Source organism: Streptomyces sp. C (assembly GCF_000158895.1).
In the GTDB taxonomy this organism is placed as follows: domain Bacteria; phylum Actinomycetota; class Actinomycetes; order Streptomycetales; family Streptomycetaceae; genus Streptomyces; species Streptomyces racemochromogenes.
The window spans coordinates 4,699,569-4,714,699 of sequence record NZ_GG657750.1 but is presented as its reverse complement, the minus strand read 5'-3'; the positions used below and the strand labels follow the sequence as shown (position 1 = coordinate 4,714,699).

Below are 15,131 nucleotides of genomic sequence, written 5' to 3'. Positions count from 1 at the left end.
CCGGGCGCGCCGGGGGCTCTGCCTGGCGGTAGCCCTGCGGGAGGGCGAGCTGGGCGGGGAGCGCGGGCCGGGCCGGGGCGGCCTCGGGCTGCTGCGGCTGGGGCTCGGGGTGCGGCTCGGGCCGGGGCGGCGAGGGCTGCGGCTCCGGTTCCGGCGTCCGCTGCGGCTCGGCCGGGCGGCGGGGGGCCACCCCGTGCCAGGGCGTGGCGGCGGCGGTGTCCGGCCCCCCGTACGGGTACGCGTACTCCTGGGGCAGGTTGGCCCCGGTCGGCGGCAGCACCGGCACGACCACGGGGCCGCGCCCGCCGCGCTGCCGCGCCACCTCGGCGGAGGCCGCCCGGCTGCCGGCCCGGTACGCGGCGATGGTCCCGGCGCGGGCGGCGGCCTCGGCGGCGGCCCGGTCCTGCCCGGGCGGGGCGGGCCGGGCGGTCGGCTGCGGCTCCGGCTGCGGTTCCGGCTCCCGGTCCGGGGTGATGTGGTCCGTGTAGCGCGGGCCGGTGTCGTACCCCGGCGCCACCAGCGGCGCGTACCGGGGCCCGTCGTCGCGGGGCCCGGCGGGCGGGGGCTCCGGCGGCGCGGGGTCCCGTACGGGTTCCGGCGGGGTGCCCCAGGCGGCGTCCGCGCCCGCGTCCCCGCCCGGCTCCCCGGTGTCCGGCGGCGGCACCGGGTCGTACCCGCACAGGGCCTCCTCGGCGGCGCCCGCCGCCAGCCCCGTCAGGACGACCCGTCCGTCCTCGCATATCAACACGGTCCGGGCCGTGATGTTGCGGTGCGTCCAGCCGTGCGCGTGCAGCACGCGCAGCGCGGTCAGCACGTCGGAGGCGACCTCCGCCGCCCGGTAGGGGCTCAGCGGCTCGTCGGCGATCAGCGCGGCCAGCGGCCTGGCGGGGACGAGTTCGCTCACTATCCACAGCGAGCCGTCCTCCGCGAACACGTCGAAGACCTGGTCGAGGCGGGGGTGGTCCGGTACGGAGGCGGCCGCCTGGGCGGCGGCGATCGCCCGCCGGACGGCGGGCAGTTCCCCGGCGGCCACGGCGTGCGCACCGGACCCGTCGAGGAGTTCGGCGTCCACCACCTCGGGCAGCGGCACCTGCCGGACGAGGACTTCCTGCCCGCTGCGCGTGTCGAAGGCGCGGGTCTCCGTCAGCTCGTACTCGTCGGACGGCGGAATCGGCAGACGGTAGCGGTCGGACAGGATCCGGCCGGCGTAGTCCTCCACATCGCCTCCCCCGAGTGCGGTCCCCCATGGCCCCCGCTGGACACGATACGTCGCCGGGGCCGCCCGCGTCCCGGGCTTGGGAGGCCCGTCAGCCCAACGGCTGGAAGGTCTGGAAGGCGGTGTCGCGCAGCTGCGTGCACTCGGGGCCGTCCCACTGGTCGGCGGCGCAGGTGATCATGATGGCGTAGCCGTGCGTGGCGTCGGCCTTGAAGCCGCGGTTCAGGACGCGGACCCGCGTGCCCTGCTGCTCCCGCTCGAACTCCCAGTCCGCGACGGTCGGGTAGTTGCGGTAGTTCACCGTGTCCAGGCGTATCAGCCGGTAGTTCTTGCTGCTGCCCGCGACGGCGGGGGCGAGCTTGGCCCAGGCGAGGCGGGCGTCGTTGCCCGGGCTGGCGGTGTAGTCGACCTGGATCCTCGGGAAGCCTCCGTCTCGGCTGTATATCGCGCCGGAGTTCTCGCCCGCGGTGCCGGTCTGGCGGAAGCCCTCGGGCATCGCCATCGAGAAGTGGAACCCGAGGTCCGTCACGGTGGCGAAGCCCGCCGGGAGCCCGCCGCCGGGGCCGCCGGGGCTGGCGCCCTGGCCCTGTCCCTGGCTCTGGCCCTGCGCCGGGTTCTGGCCCTGGCCCTGTCCCTGGTCGGCGCCGCCGGGGGTGCCGCTGGGTGCGGGGGTGCCCGGGGTGCCGCTCGGGTTGGCGCTCGGCGAGGACCCGGCCGACGCGGAGGGGCCGTTGCCGGCGGAGGTGCCGGGCGAGGGGGTGCCGGAGGCGACCGGGCCGCCCTTGCCCTCGTTCTTGCGGCCGTCGTCCTTGCCGTCGCCCTTGATCATGTAGGCGATGAGCGAGCCGACGACCGCGAGGACGACGACCACCGCGGCTATGGCCAGCACGATGGTGCGGCGCGACACCACGTCGGTGAGCGAGGGACCGGGCTGCGCGGGCCGGGCCGGGGGCGCCTCGGCCGCGGCAGCGGCGGCGGCCTCGGCGGCGGCCGCCTTACGGGCGGCCTTCAGCGCGGCGCGGGTCCGCTCGCGCTGCTCGCGCTCACGGCGCTCGCGTTCCTTCTTGGCGGCCTTCTCGGCCGCCGCGTCGGCCTTGGTGAGGGAGATCGGGCGGGTCTCCTCGACCGGCGGGACCGGTTGCGGCTCCGGGGCTGCGACCGGCTCGGGGGCGTTGATCACGGCGGTGAGCATCGTCCGCGCCTGGTCCTCGCCGAGGCGCCTGGCCGGGTCCTTGACCAGCAGCCCGTAGATGACCTCGGTCAGCGGGCCGCCGGCGTTCTGCGGCGGGTCGACGGGCTCGGTCATCACCGCGGTGAGCGTGGCGAGCGCGTTGCCCTTGTCGTACGGGGGCACGCCCTCGACGGCCGCGTACAGCAGCCCGCCGAGGGACCACATGTCGGCGGGCGGGCCGGGCTTCTGGCCGCGGGCGCGCTCCGGGGAGATGTAGGAGGGGGCGCCGACGAGCATGCCGGTGGAGGTGATGGAGGGGTCGCCCTCCACCTGGGCGATGCCGAAGTCGGTGAGCACGACGCGGCCGGACGCGGCGATCAGCACGTTGGACGGCTTCACGTCGCGGTGCAGGATCCCCTGGCGGTGCGCGGCGCGGAGCACGTCGAGCACGGCGAGGCCGACCTCGGCCGCGCGGTGCGGGGACAGCGGGCCGTTCTCCCGGACGAACTCGGCCAGCGAGGGGCCCTCGATGAGCTCCATGACGATCCAGGGGCGGGCGTCCTCGTCGACGACGTCGTAGACGGTGACGGCCCCTTCGTTGCGGATCCGGGCGATGGCCTTGGCCTCGCGGAGGGTCCGGGTGATGAGGCGCCGCTTCTCGTCCTCGTCAACGCCGTTGCCGAAGCGGAGCTCCTTGACGGCGACGGTCCGGCCGAGGACCTCGTCCTCGGCGCGCCAGACGGTGCCCATGCCGCCCTTGCCGAGCACGGCACCCAGCCGGTACCGCCCGGCCAGCAACCGCCCCTGCCGCCGCGCCTCTTCGGCTTCGCCCTCGCCCGCCGCGTCCTTGCCGGGACCGCTCCCTTCCACACCCGCCGACGCGGAAGCCCCCTTGACGACCGCCGCATCCCCGGACCCGCCCTTCACGGGCGCGCCCGTGACGGCCGCGTCCTTCACGGCGCCCACCTTCGCAGGACCGTCCCCCTTGGGCTCGCCCTTCTCCGGAGCCGCCTTGGCGGGCTCGGCCGGGGCCGGCGTGGCGGGCTCGGCCTTCTTCGGGGCCGCCTTCGCGGGAGCAGCCTTCGCCGGGGCCGCCTTCGCGGGAGCAGCCTTCGCCGGGGCCGCCCCGACGGACGCGCCCTCCGCGGGCGCGCCTTCTGCGGTGTTCGCCTTCGCGGGTACGGCGTCCGCGGGCTCGTCCTCCCCGGGGGTCGCCTGGGCCGGCTCGGCGGGGGCGGAGGGCTCAACGCCCCCGGCCGGCGCGGTCTTCGCAGCGGCAGCGGAACCGGCGGAACGGCGCGGCCGGGGCACCGCGGCGGCTTCGGCCGCCTCGGCGCCTCCGCCCGGAGCGGACTTCGACACCGGCACCTTCGCAGCGTCAGCGTCAGCGGCAGCGGCGGCGGCAGCCCCGTCATCCAGCTTCGCCGCAGGCGCCCCGGCAGACGACTCGGTGTGCTCCGGCTTCGACATGCGTCCCCTCTGCGTTCGTGCAGCCTGCCCCGGCTGCCTCGGCAGCCGCCGGGGGGCACGGTAATCCACCCCGGCAGAAACCTCATTGTTGCTCACTCCGCATCCGACGGGAGCCCCGGGTCCGCCGGTTCCCCCTCATGTATCTCGGAGTTACAACGGGACGATGTCGGGCGCCCCCAACCGTGCCGCGTCCGCCGTCTGGTCGTCCGGCTGGCGCTGTGATTCCCGCTCCGCCTGGACCCGCTTCTCGTAGTGCTCGACCTCCTTCTCGATCTGCTGCTTGTCCCAGCCCAGCACCGGAGCCATCAATTCCGCACATTCGCGCGCCGATCGGGTCCCCCGGTCGAAGGTCTCGATGGAGATCCGGGTCCGCCGGGTCATCACGTCGTCCAGGTGCCGGGCGCCCTCGTGCGAGGCGGCGTAGACGATTTCCGCCCGCAGGTAGTCCTCCGCCCCGGTCACCGGCTCGGCGAGCCCCGGGTCGGCCTCGATCAGCCCGAGCAGTTCCTCCGTCAGGGATCCGTAGCGGTTCAACAGGTGTTCCACCCGCACCACATGGAGCCCGACCCGCGCGGCGATGCGGGCGCGACCGTTCCACAGGGCGCGGTAGCCCTCCGCCCCCACCAGCGGCACGTCCTCCGTCACGCACGCCGCGACCCGCTGGTCCAGCCCGTGCACCGCCTCGTCGACCGCGTCCTTCGCCATCACCCGGTACGTCGTGTACTTGCCGCCCGCCACCACCACCAGGCCCGGCACCGGATGGGCCACCGTGTGCTCGCGGGAGAGCTTGCTCGTCGCGTCCGACTCCCCGGCCAGCAGCGGCCGCAGGCCCGCGTACACGCCCTGGACGTCGTCGCGCGTGAGCGGCACGGCCAGCACCGAGTTCACGTGCTCCAGCAGGTAGTCGATGTCCGCGCTCGACGCCGCCGGGTGCGCCTTGTCCAGGTCCCAGTCCGTGTCCGTGGTGCCCACGATCCAGTGCCGGCCCCACGGGATCACGAACAGCACGGACTTCTCGGTCCGCAGGATCAGCCCGGTGCTGGAGTGGATCCGGTCCTTCGGGACGACCAGGTGGATCCCCTTCGAGGCCCGTACGTGGAACTGTCCGCGCTCCCCGATCAGCGCCTGCGTGTCGTCCGTCCACACCCCGGTCGCGTTCACGACCTGCTTCGCGCGGATCTCGTACTCGCCACCGCCCTCCACATCACGCACCGTGGCCCCGACGACCCGCTCGCCCTCGCGCAGGAAGCCGACCACCCTCGCCCGATTGGCGCAGTGCGCCCCGTACGCGGCGGCCGTCCGGACCAGCGTGGCGACGTAGCGCGCGTCGTCCATCTGGGCGTCGTAGTACTGCAGGGCGCCCACCAGGGCGTCCTTGCGCAGGGCCGGCGCGATGCGCAGGGCCCGCTTGCGCGTCAGGTGCCGGTGCGTGGGCAGGCCGCGGCCGTGTCCGCTGGAGACGGACATCGCGTCGTACAGGGCCACGCCCGAGCCGGCGTAGAAGCGCTCCCAGCCCTTGTGCTGGAGGGGGTACAGGAAGGGCACCGGCTTCACCAGGTGCGGGGCGAGGCGCTCCAGCAGCAGCCCCCGCTCCTTGAGCGCCTCCCGTACGAGGGCGAAGTCGAGCATCTCCAGGTACCGCAGGCCGCCGTGGATCAGCTTGCTCGACCGGCTCGACGTCCCGGACGCCCAGTCACGGGCCTCCACCAGGCCCGTGGACAGGCCTCTGGTCACGGCGTCCAGCGCGGTGCCCGCGCCGACCACGCCCGCGCCGACGACCAGAACGTCCACTTCCCGCTCGGCCATCCGGGCGAGCGCCTCCGCACGCTGTGCCGGTCCCAGTGTCGCTGTCCTCACGGCTGCCTCCCGTTGGTGCGGGCCGTACCCGCTCGGTGCGGGTGATCCCGCTCACATCCCCCGCTTCTCGATTCTGACCGGCCGCACCCACATCAGCCACCGCCTGTGGACAACACAACGGCGACCACCACCCCACAATGCGACATATCTGTCATATATACGCCTAGTCTGACATTGCGCCAGCTCCAGTCGTCCACAGGACTTGCGCGCACCGCCCCCTCATGCATGCCAGGGAAGGGAAGGGACGGCCCCCCATGCCCGCAGATCTCGCCGTCATCGGACTAGGCCACCTCGGCCTCCCCCTCGCCCAGGCGGCCGTAGCCGCCGGAATCGAGACCGTCGGCTACGACAGCGGCCCCGCCACGGACAGCACCCTCACCGCCGCCGAGATCCGCCGCATGTCGGCGGCCGGCTTCCGGGTCACCACGAACCCCGCCGAACTCGGCCGGGTCCGCACCGCCGTCATCTGCGCCCCCACCCAGCTCGGCGCCGACCGCGCGCTCGACCTCGGGGCCGTCGGCGAGGCGGGCCGCACCCTCGCCGCCCGGCTGCGCCCGCACACCACCGTGATCCTGGAGTCCGCCGCCCACCCCGGCGTCACCGAGGACTACCTGCGGCCCATCCTCGAAGAGGGCTCCGGCCTGCGGGCGGGCCGGGACTTCCACCTGGCCTACTCCCCCAGCCGCCTCGACCCAGGCAACCGGACCCACACCATCTCCAACACCCCCAGGGTGATCGGCGGCCTCACCCCCGCCTGCACCGAGTCCGCGCACGCCTTCTACGCCCGCCTCACCGAGAAGGTCGTACGCGCCCGCGGCCTGCGCGAGGCCGAGACCGTACAGCTCCTGGAGACCAACTACCGGCACGTCAACATCGCCCTGATGAACGAGATGGCCGTCCTCTGCCACGACCTCGGCGTCGACCTGTGGGACGTCATCCGCTGCGCCGAGACCAAGCCGTACGGCTTCCAGGCCTTCCGCCCCGGCCCCGGCGTCGGCGGCCACGGCGTCCCCCTGGACCCCAACTACCTCCCCCACACCACCCGCACCCCCGGCCACCCCCTGCGCATGGTCGGACTGGCGCAGGAGATCAACAACCGGATGCCGCAGTACGTCATCCAGCGCTGCGCCACCCTGCTGAACGAGCACGGCAAGTCCGCCCGCGGCGCCCGCGTCCTCCTCCTGGGCGTCACCTACAAGCCCGACCTCGCCGACCAGGAGGGCTCCCCGGCCCGGGAGATCGCCAGCCGGCTCCTCGACCTGGGCGCGCTGATCAGCTACCACGACCCGTACATCGCGGGCTGGCGGGTCCGCGACCAGCCCGTACCGCGCGCCGACTCCCTCTACGAGGCCGCCGCCAACGCCGACCTCACGATCCTGCTCCAGCACCACCGCACCTACGACATGCAGGGCCTGGCGGTGAAGGCACAGCTCCTCCTCGACACCCGCGGCGCCAGCCCGGCCGGCGCGGCCCACCGCCTCTGACCCGGACCCGCCCCAGGTCACGGCCGGATCCCAGTCCGATCACCCGACCGAAATCCCCTCTCGAAATGTCGTCGCACCCTGTTAGCCTGCGGCGTCACTTATCCCGCACTTACGCCCCACGGGCAGCCGTGCGTCCGAATCCCTGGGGGGGATTTCCACCATGAGCCAGAACTTCCAGCCGCCGGCGCCCGCCTCCTACACCGAGGCCCCCGCCCCCGCCCCCGCCCCGGCGCGCGGCGGCAACGTCGGCCTCGGCATCGCCGCCGGTGTCGTGGCGGCACTGGCCGCGGCCGCCGCGTACGGGGGCATCATGAACGCCATCGACCGCGAGATCGGCTACGCGGCCGCCGGCGTCGGCCTCCTCGTGGGCCTGGCCGCCGGCAAGATCGGCGGGCGCAACCCGGTCCTGCCCGTGGTCTCCGCCGTGCTCTCCCTCGGCGCCGTCTACCTCGGCCAGCTGTTCTTCGTCGCCCTCGTGGCCACCAAGATCGACAACAGCGGCGTCATGGACGTCATCGACAGGGTTGGCGTCTCCGGCCTGAACGAGGTCTGGAAGGAGACCCTGGACCCCATCTCCTTCCTCTTCTTCGGGCTCGCCGCCTTCGTCGCCTTCGGCTCCGCCAAGAAGGCGAGCGACTGAGCGCACGCCCCGCACGCCCCGCACGCGCCAGAGGGCCGGCACCCCCTGCGGGGTGCCGGCCCTCCGGCGTGCTCGCCGTGAGCGGTCAGCGGCTGTGCTGCGAGTCCGCGACCGTGACCTCGACGCGCTGGAACTCCTTGAGCTCGCTGTAGCCGGTGGTGGCCATCGAGCGGCGGAGCGCGCCGAAGAAGTTCATCGAGCCGTCCGGGGTGTGCGACGGGCCCGTGAGGATCTCCTCGGTGGTGCCGACGGTGCCGAGGTCGACCTTCTTGCCGCGCGGCACGTCCTCGTGGACGGCCTCCATGCCCCAGTGGTTGCCCTTGCCCGGGGCGTCGGTGGCACGGGCCAGCGGGGAGCCCATCATCACGGCGTCGGCGCCGCAGGCCACGGCCTTCGGGATGTCGCCGGACCAGCCCACGCCGCCGTCGGCGATGACGTGGACGTAGCGGCCGCCGGACTCGTCCATGTAGTCGCGGCGGGCCGCGGCCACGTCCGCGACGGCGGTGGCCATCGGGACCTGGATGCCGAGCACGTTGCGCGTGGTGTGCGCGGCGCCGCCGCCGAAGCCGACGAGGACGCCCGCGGCGCCGGTGCGCATCAGGTGGAGGGCCGCCGTGTAGGTGGCGCAGCCGCCGACGATGACCGGGACGTCGAGCTCGTAGATGAACTGCTTGAGGTTCAGCGGCTCGGCGGCGCCGGAGACGTGCTCGGCCGAGACGGTGGTGCCGCGGATCACGAAGATGTCCACGCCGGCGTCGACGACGGCCTTGGAGAACTCGGCGGTGCGCTGCGGGGAGAGCGCGGCGGCGGTCACGACGCCCGAGTCGCGCACCTCCTTGATGCGCTGGCGGATCAGGTCGGCCTGGATCGGCGCGGCGTAGATCTCCTGGAGGCGGCGGGTGGCCGTGGCCTCGTCCAGCTCCGCGATCTCGTCGAGCAGCGGCTGCGGGTCCTCGTAGCGGGTCCACAGACCTTCGAGGTTCAGCACGCCGAGGCCGCCGAGCTCGCCGATGCGGATCGCGGTCTGCGGGGAGACCACCGAGTCCATGGGGGCGGCCAGGAAGGGGAGCTCGAAGCGGTACGCGTCGATCTGCCAGGCGATCGAGACCTCCTTCGGGTCCCGCGTACGCCGGCTGGGGACGATGGCGATGTCGTCGAAGGCGTACGCCCGGCGGCCGCGCTTGCCGCGCCCGATCTCGATCTCAGTCACGTGTGGTGGCCTTTCCTCTGGGTCTGCCCGTCCAGTATCCCCGAACGGCGGGGGCCCGCGTTCCGGTGACCGCTGTACGGACGACGATTCCCGGCCCCGCCGGCGTTTGAGGCGCGGGGCCGGGGGCGGAGCCCCCGCAACGGCGGGAGGCGGGCCCGGAAACCCGGACCCGCCTCCCGCGCTGACCCCTGCTACCCCTTACGGGAGTAGTTCGGCGCCTCCACCGTCATCTGGATGTCGTGCGGGTGGCTCTCCTTGAGGCCCGCCGAGGTGATGCGGACGAAGCGGCCCCGGTCCTGGAGCTCGGGGACGGTGCGGCCGCCGACGTAGAACATCGACTGGCGCAGGCCGCCGACCAGCTGGTGGACGACCGCGGAGAGCGGGCCGCGGTAGGGGACCTGGCCCTCGATGCCCTCGGGGATGAGCTTGTCGTCGCCGCCCACGCCCTCCTGGAAGTAGCGGTCCTTGGAGAAGGACTTGCGGTCGCCGCGGGACTGCATCGCGCCGAGCGAGCCCATGCCGCGGTACGACTTGAACTGCTTGCCGTTGATGAAGAGCAGCTCGCCCGGGGACTCCTCGCAGCCCGCGAGCAGCGAGCCGAGCATCACCGTGTCGGCGCCCGCGACGAGGGCCTTGGCGATGTCGCCGGAGTACTGGAGGCCGCCGTCGCCGATGACGGGGACGCCCGCGGCCTTGGCGGCGAGGGCGGCCTCGTAGATCGCGGTGACCTGCGGGACGCCGATGCCGGCGACGACGCGGGTGGTGCAGATGGAGCCGGGGCCGACGCCGACCTTGATGCCGTCGCAGCCGGCGTCGACGAGCGCCTGGGCGCCGTCGCGGGTGGCGACGTTGCCGCCGATGACGTCGACGGAGGAGTTCGACTTGATCTTGGAGACCATGTCGCCGACCAGGCGGGAGTGGCCGTGGGCGGTGTCGACGACGATGAAGTCGGCGCCCGCCTCGATCAGGGCCTGGGCGCGCTCGTACGCGTCGCCGGCGACGCCGACGGCCGCGCCGACCAGCAGGCGGCCGTCCTTGTCCTTGGCGGCGTTCGGGTACTTCTCGGCCTTGACGAAGTCCTTGACCGTGATGAGGCCCTTGAGGATGCCCGCCTCGTCGACCAGCGGAAGCTTCTCGATCTTGTGGCGGCGCAGCAGCTCCATGGCGTCCACGCCGGAGATGCCGACCTTGCCGGTGACCAGCGGCATCGGGGTCATGACCTCGCGCACCTGGCGGCTGCGGTCCGACTCGAAGGCCATGTCGCGGTTGGTGACGATGCCGAGCAGCTTGCCGGCGGGGTCGGTGACCGGGACGCCGGAGATGCGGAACTTGGCGCAGAGCTCGTCGGCCTCGCGCAGCGTCGCGTCCGGGTGCACCGTGATCGGGTCGGTGACCATGCCGGACTCGGAGCGCTTGACCAGGTCGACCTGGTTGGCCTGGTCGGCGATGGAGAGGTTGCGGTGCAGTACGCCGACGCCGCCCTGGCGGGCCATCGCGATGGCCATGCGCGACTCGGTGACCTTGTCCATGGCGGCGGACAGCAGCGGAACGTTCACCCGGACGTTGCGCGAGATGAGGGAAGAGGTGTCGATCTCGTCCGGAGCCATGTCCGACGCGCCCGGCAGCAGCAGCACGTCGTCGTAGGTCAGTCCGAGCGTGGCGAATTTGTCGGGTACTCCGTCGGCGGTCATGACACCTTCCAAATGGTCTTGCTCAGCGCGGATGTCCATGCTAACGGGATCCCGGGGCGTCTCATTCCACGACCAAGGTCAACCGCGATTTTCGTCGTTTCCTACGACAGAAACCGCCACGAAACGGAACCCACGCCTCCGCCGGAGGTCACTGTTCGGCGAGCGCCCGGAGCCTGCTCAGGGCCCGGTGCTGGGCGACGCGCACGGCTCCGGGGGACATGCCGAGCATCTGCCCCGTCTCCTCCGCGGTCAGCCCGACGGCCACCCGCAGGACGAGCAGCTCGCGCTGGTTCTCCGGGAGGTTCGCGAGGAGCTTCTTGGCCCAGGCCGCGTCGCTGCTGAGCAGCGCCCGCTCCTCGGGGCCGAGCGAGTCGTCCGGGCGCTCCGGCATCTCGTCGGAGGGCACGGCCGTGCTGCCCGGGTGCCGCATGGCGGCCCGCTGGAGGTCGGCGACCTTGTGCGCGGCGATGGCGAAGACGAAGGCCTCGAAGGGCCTGCCGGTGTCCCGGTAGCGGGGCAGCGCCATCAGCACGGCGACGCAGACCTCCTGCGCGAGGTCCTCCACGAAGTGACGGGCGTCACCCGGGAGCCGCGACAGCCGGGTGCGGCAGTAGCGCAGGGCGAGGGGGTGCACGAAGGCCAAGAGGTCGTGCGTGGCCTGCTCGTCCCCCTCGACGGCACGGCGTACGAGCGCGCCGACGGCCCCGGCGTTGCCGCCTTTGGCGGCGCCGGTGGGGCCTGTGGCCGCGGGTGACCCCAGGGCCTCGTCGTCGCGCATCAATCCATGGTGCCTTGGCGCGGGAGCGTTCGCGGCACCGGTGTCCGTGTTGTGCATCGAAGCGTTATGAGCGGGTGCGCCGGAACTCATCATCTGCGCCCTCCCCTCCGCTCGGCCCGAATCGTCGTCCCGCGGGACTCGACGTCTCCAAGAATGCGGCACACCATCAAGGATGCGGCATCGCGCCCGAAGCGACACGTCCCCCGGATTGTGCCCCGCCAATCCCCGGTGCGACACCGGGCCGGGCGGGACTTCCCCGGCTTCCGCCCCGGGCGGCGCCGGCGGACACCTGCCGCCCCGTCCGCCGTCGGCGGACGGGACCGCGGCCGCCGCCGGCCGCCGGTGTCGCGGTCAGCGGACGAGACCCCAGCGGAAGCCGAGCGCCACGGCGTGCGCCCGGTCGGAGGCGCCGAGCTTCTTGAACAGCCTGCGGGCGTGCGTCTTGACCGTGTCCTCGGAGAGGAAGAGCTCGCGCCCGATCTCCGCGTTGGACCGGCCGTGGCTCATGCCCTCCAGCACCTGGATCTCGCGCGCGGTCAGGGTGGGGGCGGCCCCCATCTCGGCCGAGCGGAGCCGGCGCGGGGCCAGTCGCCAGGTCGGGTCGGCGAGCGCCTGGGTGACCGTGGCCCGCAGTTCGGCGCGCGAGGCGTCCTTGTGCAGGTAGCCGCGGGCGCCGGCGGCGACCGCGAGGGCCACCCCGTCCAGGTCCTCGGCGACCGTCAGCATGATGATGCGGGCGCCCGGGTCGGCGGAGAGGAGCCGGCGGACCGTCTCGACGCCGCCGAGGCCGGGCATCCGTACATCCATCAGAATCAGGTCGGAGCGGTCGGCGCCCCAGCGGCGGAGGACTTCCTCGCCGTTGGCAGCCGTCGTCACACGCTCGACGCCGGGCACGGTGGCAACCGCGCGACGGAGCGCCTCTCGGGCAAGCGGGGAGTCGTCGCAGACGAGGACGGAAGTCATGACCGCCCTCCGCAGCTGCTGATGCGCGTCACCTTGAGCCTCCAGGCTGGTACGTATCGTCACCTGTGCGGTCGATGCCCTCGGACACCTGTCCGGGAACCTCTCGTTTCAACCGCACTCGCTCTCTCAACGATGGTCACTCGAAAGAGTTACGGGTCGGACGAACACCTTCGGCACTCTACGTGAGGAAGCAATCACCACGCCGGAGCCACGAGCCAACTGTCCTCCATCTGGAGCTATGCCCTATTTGGCGGCTTTCCTTCCGTTTGCCATGTGTCTGAGGCTAGGGTCCCAATGAGTCATATTTACATCTACTACGACAGTAGGTGTGGAGACATGGACCGTATCCGCGTAGTACCCGGCACCAAGAGGACTACCAATGGCAGATTTCTCCCGCCTCCCCGGACCGAACGCCGACCTGTGGGACTGGCAGCTGCTGGCCGCCTGCCGCGGAGTCGACAGCTCCCTCTTCTTCCACCCGGAAGGCGAGCGGGGCGCGGCCAGGAGTGCGCGCGAGGCCTCGGCTAAAGAGGTCTGCATGCGCTGCCCGGTGCGTTCGGAATGCGCCGCGCACGCACTCGCCGTCCGAGAGCCCTACGGGGTGTGGGGAGGCCTCACCGAGGACGAACGCGAGGAACTCATGGGCCGCGCACGGCACCGGCTGATCCCCGCCTCCAGCGGCCCCGTACCGCCGCACTGACGGCCTGAAGGAACGTTCCCTCACATCCGCACGCGCGCCCCGTGCGTGCGGCCACGGCCGGGGCCGGGCCGTCACCCGTCCGGCCGTGCGCCCCCGTACGGTCAGCCGGCGGCGGCCCGCACCAGCTCACCCAGGGTCGCCGCCACCGCCGGTACGCGCGCCAGGTCCGGCAGCGTCAGCGCCACGACCTCCCGCTCCACGGCCGGCTCCACGGCCAGGGCGCTCACGCCCTTCGCCCGTACGGACTCCACCGCCAGCTCCGGCAGCACCGCCACCCCCAGCCCCGCCCCGACCAGCCCGACCACGGCGGGGTAGTCGTCGGTGGCGAAGTCGATCCGCGGGGTGAAGCCCGCCCCCTCGCACACCTCCACCAGATGGCGGCGGCAACGCGGACAGCCCGCGATCCAGGGCTCGTCGGCCAGCTCCGCCATGCCCACCCGCCCGGCGCCGGCCAGCCGGTGCCCCTCGGGCACCAGACCGACGAGCCGGTCGGTCAGCAGCGGGGTGACCACCAGGTCGTCCCACTCGGCCACGGCGGACGCCCCCGCGTAGCGGAAGGCCAGCGCCACGTCGCAGTCGCCCTCGCGCAGCATCTCCACCGACCGCGGGGGCTCCGCCTCGACCAGGGAGATGCGCGTACCCGGGTGCTCGGCGCGCATCGCCGCGAGCGCGGTGGGCACCAGCGTGGAGCTCCCGCTGGGGAAGGAGACGAGCCGGACCCGGCCCGCCCGCAGCCCCGCGATGGCCGCGACCTCCTCCTCGGCGGCCGTCAGCCCGGCCAGGATCCCGGCGGCGTGGCGCACCAGGGCCTCACCGGCCTGGGTCAGCCGCATCTCGCGGCCGGCGCGCACCAGCAGCGGGGTCCCGGCCGACTGCTCCAGGGCCTTCATCTGCTGGGAGACGGCGGGCTGGGTGCAGCCGAGCTCGCGGGCGGCGGCGGAGAAGGAACCGGTCCCGGCGACGGCGCGCAGGATCCGGAGGTGGCGTGCCTCGATCACCCTTCGAGCATAAGACCGGCTTTGACCGCGGCGCCAATCCCCAGCCGCCGCTTTGGGAGGAGGGTCCGCGCGGGCGGCCCGCGGGGGGGGTGTTCCGCGGGCTCCGGGGAACACGGGATCGCACGCACGTGCCCGCGACGGCCCGCCGGTCGGCACGGGCGGCTATTTTGCGCACATGACGACTGCGCTGATCACTGGATCCACGGCGGGCATCGGCGCCGCCTTCGCCCGGCGGCTGGCCTCCCAGGGCCACAACCTCGTACTGGTGGCCCGCGACACCAAGCGGCTCGCCGAACAGGCGACCGAGCTGCACGACCGGCACGGCATCGAGGCCGAGGTGCTGGCCGCCGACCTCTCCACCGAGGAGGGCATCAAGGCCGTCGAGACCCGCCTCGGCGACCGTACGCACCCGGTGGACCTGCTCGTCAACAACGCGGGCTTCGGCAACAAGGGCCGCTACCTGGAAGTCTCCATGGCCGACGAGCTGACGATGCTGAAGGTGCACGTCGAGGCGGTGCTGCGACTGACCTCGGCGGCGACGGAGTCGATGCGCTCGCGCGGCCGCGGCGGGGTGGTCAACGTGGCCTCGGTCGCCGCCTTCGTACCGCGCGGCACCTACGGCGCCAGCAAGGCCTGGGTGGTGCAGTTCACCCAGGGCGCCGCGCGGGACCTCGGCGGTTCCGGGGTCCGCCTGATGGCCCTGTGCCCCGGCTTCGTGCGGACCGAGTTCCACGAGCGGGCCGGCATGGGCACGGACAACATCCCCGGCTGGCTGTGGCTCGACGCGGACAAGCTGGTGGCCGCCGCGCTCGCCGACCTCGCGCGCGGCAAGACCGTGTCGATCCCGGACCCGCGCTACAAGGCGCTGATGGGCGTGGTGAAGCTGACGCCGCGCGGGCTCCTCGGCGGGGTCTCCTCCCGCACGGGCCGTAGGTACGGGCCCCAGTGACCCA

At 73.3% G+C, this 15,131-nt stretch carries 12 protein-coding genes; 4 read left to right on the top strand and 8 right to left on the bottom strand.

All coding sequences use genetic code 11. The annotated features are described in order from the left end of the window. The 3 genes from SSNG_RS21360 to SSNG_RS21350 all read right to left on the bottom strand — a co-directional run. Positions 1-1,219, bottom strand: a 1,219-nt coding sequence (locus SSNG_RS21360; protein ID WP_007265965.1) for a protein kinase, incomplete at its 3' end; no start/stop codon positions are given. A gap of 88 nt (positions 1,220-1,307) precedes the next feature. Beyond that, positions 1,308-3,749, bottom strand: a complete 2,442-nt coding sequence (locus SSNG_RS41245) for a serine/threonine-protein kinase (protein WP_241695091.1) — start codon at positions 3,747-3,749, stop codon at positions 1,308-1,310. 258 nt (positions 3,750-4,007) lie between these two features. Next, positions 4,008-5,714, bottom strand: coding sequence for a glycerol-3-phosphate dehydrogenase/oxidase (locus SSNG_RS21350; RefSeq protein WP_007265963.1), 1,707 nt, complete (start codon positions 5,712-5,714; stop codon positions 4,008-4,010). Positions 5,715-5,968: 254 nt separating this feature from the next. Between SSNG_RS21350 and SSNG_RS21345 the strand changes: the two genes are divergently transcribed. Next, positions 5,969-7,198, top strand: a complete 1,230-nt coding sequence (locus SSNG_RS21345; RefSeq protein WP_007265962.1) for a nucleotide sugar dehydrogenase — start codon at positions 5,969-5,971, stop codon at positions 7,196-7,198. 160 nt (positions 7,199-7,358) lie between these two features. Beyond that, a complete protein-coding gene (locus SSNG_RS21340) occupies positions 7,359-7,838 on the top strand; it encodes a hypothetical protein (RefSeq protein ID WP_007265961.1) in 480 nt (159 codons plus the stop codon). Between the two features lie 85 nt (positions 7,839-7,923). Here SSNG_RS21340 and SSNG_RS21335 read toward each other — a convergent pair whose 3' ends face one another. The 4 genes from SSNG_RS21335 to SSNG_RS21320 form a co-directional block, all read right to left on the bottom strand. After that, positions 7,924-9,048 carry a GuaB3 family IMP dehydrogenase-related protein gene (locus SSNG_RS21335; RefSeq protein ID WP_007265960.1) on the bottom strand — a complete coding sequence of 375 codons (1,125 nt, stop codon included), beginning with the start codon at positions 9,046-9,048 and terminating at the stop codon, positions 7,924-7,926. Positions 9,049-9,239: 191 nt separating this feature from the next. Continuing rightward, on the bottom strand, positions 9,240-10,739 hold the full coding sequence (gene guaB, locus SSNG_RS21330) for an IMP dehydrogenase (protein ID WP_042801583.1): 1,500 nt from the start codon (positions 10,737-10,739) through the stop codon (positions 9,240-9,242). Positions 10,740-10,887: 148 nt separating this feature from the next. Continuing rightward, on the bottom strand, positions 10,888-11,517 hold the full coding sequence (locus tag SSNG_RS21325; RefSeq protein ID WP_007265958.1) for a sigma-70 family RNA polymerase sigma factor: 630 nt from the start codon (positions 11,515-11,517) through the stop codon (positions 10,888-10,890). 351 nt (positions 11,518-11,868) lie between these two features. Then, on the bottom strand, positions 11,869-12,480 hold the full coding sequence (locus SSNG_RS21320) for a response regulator transcription factor (RefSeq protein ID WP_003948568.1): 612 nt from the start codon (positions 12,478-12,480) through the stop codon (positions 11,869-11,871). Between the two features lie 379 nt (positions 12,481-12,859). On the opposite strand from SSNG_RS21320, the gene SSNG_RS21315 reads away from it, so the two are divergent. After that, entirely contained in the window at positions 12,860-13,180 is a 321-nt protein-coding gene (locus tag SSNG_RS21315) for a WhiB family transcriptional regulator (protein ID WP_007265957.1), read from the top strand. A gap of 101 nt (positions 13,181-13,281) precedes the next feature. Here SSNG_RS21315 and SSNG_RS21310 read toward each other — a convergent pair whose 3' ends face one another. Then, positions 13,282-14,178 (bottom strand): LysR family transcriptional regulator, encoded by an 897-nt coding sequence (locus SSNG_RS21310; RefSeq protein WP_007265956.1) that lies wholly within the window; start codon positions 14,176-14,178, stop codon positions 13,282-13,284. Positions 14,179-14,353: 175 nt separating this feature from the next. On the opposite strand from SSNG_RS21310, the gene SSNG_RS21305 reads away from it, so the two are divergent. Further along, positions 14,354-15,127 (top strand): SDR family oxidoreductase, encoded by a 774-nt coding sequence (locus tag SSNG_RS21305; protein WP_007265955.1) that lies wholly within the window; start codon positions 14,354-14,356, stop codon positions 15,125-15,127. Positions 15,128-15,131 lie beyond the last annotated feature (4 nt).